The sequence below is a fragment of the Kitasatospora sp. NPDC053057 genome (assembly GCF_044546945.1).
Taxonomy (GTDB): domain Bacteria; phylum Actinomycetota; class Actinomycetes; order Streptomycetales; family Streptomycetaceae; genus Kitasatospora.
Genome location: NZ_JBITZP010000104.1, coordinates 1 through 4,616 on the forward strand (window position 1 = coordinate 1; position 4,616 = coordinate 4,616).

A 4,616-nucleotide genomic window follows, 5' to 3' on the forward strand; every position below is an offset into this window, starting at 1 on the left:
TCGGCATCCCCGTCGTGGCCGCCGTCGCCGGGATCGTGATCGCCCCGACGGCCGCCGCCCGGGTGGCCTATGGCGTGTCTCCGCTGGCCATGACGGCGGCGGCAGAGCTGGCGGGCCTGCTCGCCCGCTCGATCGTCGTCCACCGGACCGGCGTTGATGCCGAAGCGGACCGCCGCACCGGCGACGCCCTGCGGCTGGTCGAGTACCACCGGGCCCGGGCCGAGCGTCACCCGGACGAGCGAGTCCGTCGGCGGTCCCAGCGGGCGGCCTGGCGCCTTGCCCGACGGATCGGAGCGGGCGACACGCGACTCGGCACGGCCCTGCCGGACGCCTACGCCGAGCGGACCGCCGCCGCTGCCGTCGCCGCCCTCGACGGCCTCTACGGCCGGACCTCGGTCCCCGTCGAGCCCGCCCTCGACACGGCCGTGTCGCCCGCCCCGGAGCCCGTGTCGGAGGCCCCGGCCGCCCCCGTTGAGATCGCCGCCCCGGCCCCGGAGCCGACCCCGGAACCCGAGCCCACGGTCGAGCCCGACACCGACCTGGAGGTCGAACCCGAGCCCGAGCCGACGCCCGAGCCGGAGGTCGAGACCCTGGCCGACACGGCCGACACGGTCCCCGACGCGCCTGTGTCGCCCGAGCCGGGCGCCCCGCTCAGCGACGTCGAGCTGGACGTCGTGGTCCACATGATCCGGACCGAGATCGACCCGCCCCGGTCGTACCGCGACATGGAGGCCCGCTTCCGGCAGCTCGGCTACGTCGCCGGTGCCGCCCGACTCCGCCAGGCGTGGAACCGCGTCACTGCCGCCCCGGCCGCGATCGACGGCCAGACCTCCATCACCGACCTCGACTGACCGCCGGACGGTCAGGGTCGCCTCCACCGCCCACCTGTGGAGACGGCCCCGGCCGCCCGGCCGACCCGGATCGACACGCCACGGAGGCACCCGTGCTGTTCGAGACCCACACCCCCACCCCGCCCACCGCCGACCCGATCGCCGCCCCCCAGGCCTGGACCGCCGTCATGGCCCGCGCCAACCGCACCTGCGAGTGCACCGGCGCCTGCGGCACCCGACACAGCAAGTCGGGGCTCCGCTGCGACATCCGACACGGCCAGTACCTCAAGGGCAGCAAGGGCCCGGTCCGGATCACCATCGGGCAGCCCGGCCTGAACGACCACGAAGCCGCGGCCCCCCCGCCGGCCGAACTCGCGGCCTGGTGCCCGTCCTGCTGGCGCGGTGCCGACCGCCGCCGCCGGGCCAGCCACCAGGCGTTCGCGGACCGGCAGACCGTCACCGACACGCTGTTCTGACCCGCCCTACACCGGAGGAGAATCCGACCGTGACCGACACCACCGAGGCCCTGCAGATGGCCGCCAACCTGCTCCGCCAGCACGCCGACTCGATCGCCGAAGGCCGCCCGGCAGACCCCGCCGTCCTGCGTGCCGCCGCCCGCACCATCGAGGAGCACCTGGCTGCTGACCACGGCTGACCCAACGACAGAGGCCGGACCGCGCTGCTTGCGGTCCGGCCTCTCTCGGCTCCCTGAGATCCCATCAGTCCCGGTCAGCGCGTTCCGCCACGGGGACGGCCGTCCGTACGGCAGGATCAGTGCCCTAACTCCAGAAACGGCAAGAGGCCCGGGAGTTTCTCAGGCGCCCGGACCTCTGCGTTGCCGACCTCGTCCGACTAAGAACCGAGGCCATGTGACCAGCGTATCGACGGCTGCCGATGCCGTCAGCCAGACCCGCCCCCCGAAGCGGCCGAAGTGCCGTCTTTGCGCCACCGTGCTTCCCCCGGTGACCGGCGGCGGGCGACCCAAGGTCTACTGCTCCGACCGCTGCAAGACCCGCGCCAAGCGGATCTTGGCCGCAACCGTTAGCAAGCCTAACGATGACCCCGAAACGTCCGGGGTTGAAACCCACAACGTTGCAGGTCAGGCGGCATTTTCGGCACCCAAAACGGGCGCGCGCTTTAGTAGTAAGGGAAAAATTCCGTCCGCCCCAGGTCAGAGGGGGTCTGAGGGGGAAACCACCCCGAAACGGACACAGGCCGCTGACGGAGGTCGGGACGGCCGATACGAGCGGCGCGACCGGCACCAGACCGTTGCGCTCGGCAGCGCCTTCTGCAAGTGCGGCACCCGGCTGCTCGGCGGCGAGGCGAAAGTGATGGCCGGTGCCGCCGCGAGCTTCTCCGGCGTGCAGACCTGCCACAGCGTCCACCTCTGCCCGGTCTGCATGAGCAAGGTGCTCGCCGTCCGCGCGAGCAACGTGCAGCTCGCCGCCGACGGCCTGGCAGCGGCCGGGTACGTCCTCGCCCTCGGCACCAACACCCTGCGGCACTTCCCCAGGCAGCCGTACGGCTCACTGAGGGACGGTCAGCGCGGTGGCTTGGTCGCCCTGCTCCACGACGCCTGGAAGTCCGCGTACGGCTCCGCAGGGCGGCCCTGGCGGCGCCTCCGTGACAGCTACGGCATCGTCGGGTACGAGCGGGCCTTCGAGGACACCTGGGGCTCGGAGAGCGGCTTCCACCTCCACTGGCACGTCCTCTGGGTGCTCAAGGTCGACCCCGAGCTGACCGGCGACGAACGCCGCGAGCTGTTCGACCGCTTCCGCCGCGCGGTCGCCGAGACCTGGCGCGAGGCGGTGCTCGGCGCCGGCGGCTACGAGGTCAGCATGAAGTGCGACCGGCCGAACTGCCCGTGCGGCGGCGAGGGCCACGGCACCGACGTCCGGTTCATCGGTTCGGCCGAGGAGGGCGACACCGCCCGCTACCTGTACAAGGACGGCGACAAGGGCACCGCCGGGATCGGCATGGAGCTCACCCGAAGCGACTTCAAGGACGGCCGCCGCTGGGACCGAATGTCGCCGCTGCAGCTCGGCGACCTGGCCGCCGAGGAACTGCTGCAGCTCGGCCAGCCCGGGCCGCTGACGGAGAAGTACCGGGAGCGCGAGCGCGGCGTCTACAAGGTCCGCAAGCACTACCGGTCCCAGTCACTGAACAAGCTGATCAAGGCACTGGAGATCGAGCAGGACGTCCGCACCGAGGCAGAGATCGCGGCCGAGGAGGGCGAGGGTCTGCGCGCGGTCGCGGTCATCCCGGCCCGCACCTGGTACCGGCACATCGCCTACCACCCGGGCCGCCGACTCGCGCTGCTCAAGGCCACCGAAGCGCTCGGCGAGGACGGGGTGCGCGTCCTGATCGAGTCCTGGGGGCTGACCTGGGGCCAGGACGTGCTCTCCGCCCCGGAGGAGGACAGCACCGACACCGAGGAGTCGACCGAACCCGTGGCCCAGGAGCTCGCCGCCGTACCGAGCCAGGCCGAGCCCGAGCCCATCGCGGTCGACAGCGAGCTGGAGCAAACTGCGGCCGAGTTCCGGCGTCGCCGCCGCGCGCTCAACGCGGCCCGCGAGGACGAGATCGCGGACTCGATGGACCGCATCCGCGCCGCCCGCTGACTGGCGAACACAGAGGCCCCTGACCTTGCTCGGTCGGGGGCCTTCGTCGCACCCGTGGGAACGGGCGGGCCGCGAAACTGCATCAGTAAGCACTAACTCGCTGCACCCATCTACCGCTGACGGGAGCGGGGTTTCCTGCGCTAACTGCACGTAGCAAGTTAGTGCTTACTGTTCCAGTTTCGCGGTGGCCGGGCCGTGGCCGAGGGGCCGCCGGCGGGGCGGCTCGGCGTGCTCCTGGTGGTCGTCGGCGACGGCCTGGGCGTCGACCACCGCGGCTTCGATCGGGAGTCGGCGGGCGCCAGCGATGTGCTCGACGGCCTGGTGCTCGTCGTCGGACCGGACGTGCAGCGGGCGGCGGTTCGGGGTGCTCATCCCAGGACCGTATCGGCCGTCACGTGACGGTCACGTGACAGCGGGCTCCCACCGTCACGTGACCGTCACGTGACGGCCGTCGTGCGGCGCCTACCCGCCGGGCGGGCGGGCGCCTGGGAGCCTGGCCGGATGGACGAGACAGCGAAGCGAACGTGCCCCGTGTGCGGCGCGACGTTCGTGCCAGCGAAGGCTGACAGCAGGCAGATGTACGACCGGCGCTCGTGCCGACAGCGGGCGTACGAGGCCCGGCAGATCGAGGCCGCCGTCAAGCGTGTTCGAGCGGTGGTTCCCGTGGTCGAGAAGGCGCCCGCGGCTGTGCCGCCCCAACCGCCGGCCGAGCCTGCTGTGCGGCCGAAGCGGGGTGCCACCCGCGTCACCATGGCCGACGTGCTGGCCCAGGCGCGGGCGACCCGGACGCCGCCAACTGGGCCCAGTAGGCACTAACTCGCTACCGGCATCTACCTGCACCCGGACAGCAAAAAGGCCGCCCGGTCGGCGGCCTCGTATCGTCGCGAAGTGACGATACCTTAGCACTCCAGATGATCATGAAGCCTCGGAACCGGGGTGTTCTGGGGCGGTGGATGGCACCCGAGTGGGGCGGTGCCCCTCGAAATGCAAGAGATGTCATCGACCGCCGGGCCGGAGATGCAAGAGCTGTCACGGACGCGGTCGTCGCTGGGGCGGCTCGAAGTGTCAGAGGTGTGGTCGTTCTGGATCTTGGGTTTGTCTCACGCGTGAGACAACTCCGTCGGGTCGTGATGCAAGGGTGTGTCGCCCAAATTCATCATCACCT

The 4,616-nt window shown here is 71.7% G+C and carries 5 protein-coding genes; 4 read left to right on the forward strand and 1 reads right to left on the reverse strand.

Features of this window, described 5'->3' with window-relative positions; all coding sequences use genetic code 11:
- The 4 genes from ACIG5E_RS39020 to ACIG5E_RS39035 form a co-directional block, all read left to right on the forward strand.
- On the forward strand, positions 1-851 hold an 851-nt coding region (locus tag ACIG5E_RS39020), incomplete at its 5' end, for a hypothetical protein (protein WP_396541996.1).
- Between the two features lie 92 nt (positions 852-943).
- Positions 944-1,306, forward strand: a complete 363-nt coding sequence (locus ACIG5E_RS39025) for a hypothetical protein (protein WP_396541998.1) — start codon at positions 944-946, stop codon at positions 1,304-1,306.
- 29 nt (positions 1,307-1,335) lie between these two features.
- Positions 1,336-1,485: a hypothetical protein gene (locus tag ACIG5E_RS39030; protein WP_396542000.1), complete on the forward strand. Its 150-nt coding sequence runs from the start codon at positions 1,336-1,338 to the stop codon at positions 1,483-1,485.
- A 676-nt stretch (positions 1,486-2,161) separates the two neighbouring features.
- Entirely contained in the window at positions 2,162-3,451 is a 1,290-nt protein-coding gene (locus ACIG5E_RS39035; protein WP_396542002.1) for a hypothetical protein, read from the forward strand.
- A gap of 165 nt (positions 3,452-3,616) precedes the next feature.
- On the opposite strand, the gene ACIG5E_RS39040 is transcribed toward ACIG5E_RS39035, so the two are convergent.
- Positions 3,617-3,823, reverse strand: coding sequence for a hypothetical protein (locus ACIG5E_RS39040; protein ID WP_396542004.1), 207 nt, complete (start codon positions 3,821-3,823; stop codon positions 3,617-3,619).
- Positions 3,824-4,616 lie beyond the last annotated feature (793 nt).

What these genes read in the sequence shown, in the direction of transcription:
- ACIG5E_RS39040 (WP_396542004.1), bottom strand. Translation starts at nt 3,823, where the DNA reads ATGAGCACCCCGAACCGCCGCCCGCTGCACGTCCGGTCCGACGACGAG.
- ACIG5E_RS39035 (WP_396542002.1), top strand. Translation starts at nt 2,162, where the DNA reads ATGGCCGGTGCCGCCGCGAGCTTCTCCGGCGTGCAGACCTGCCACAGC.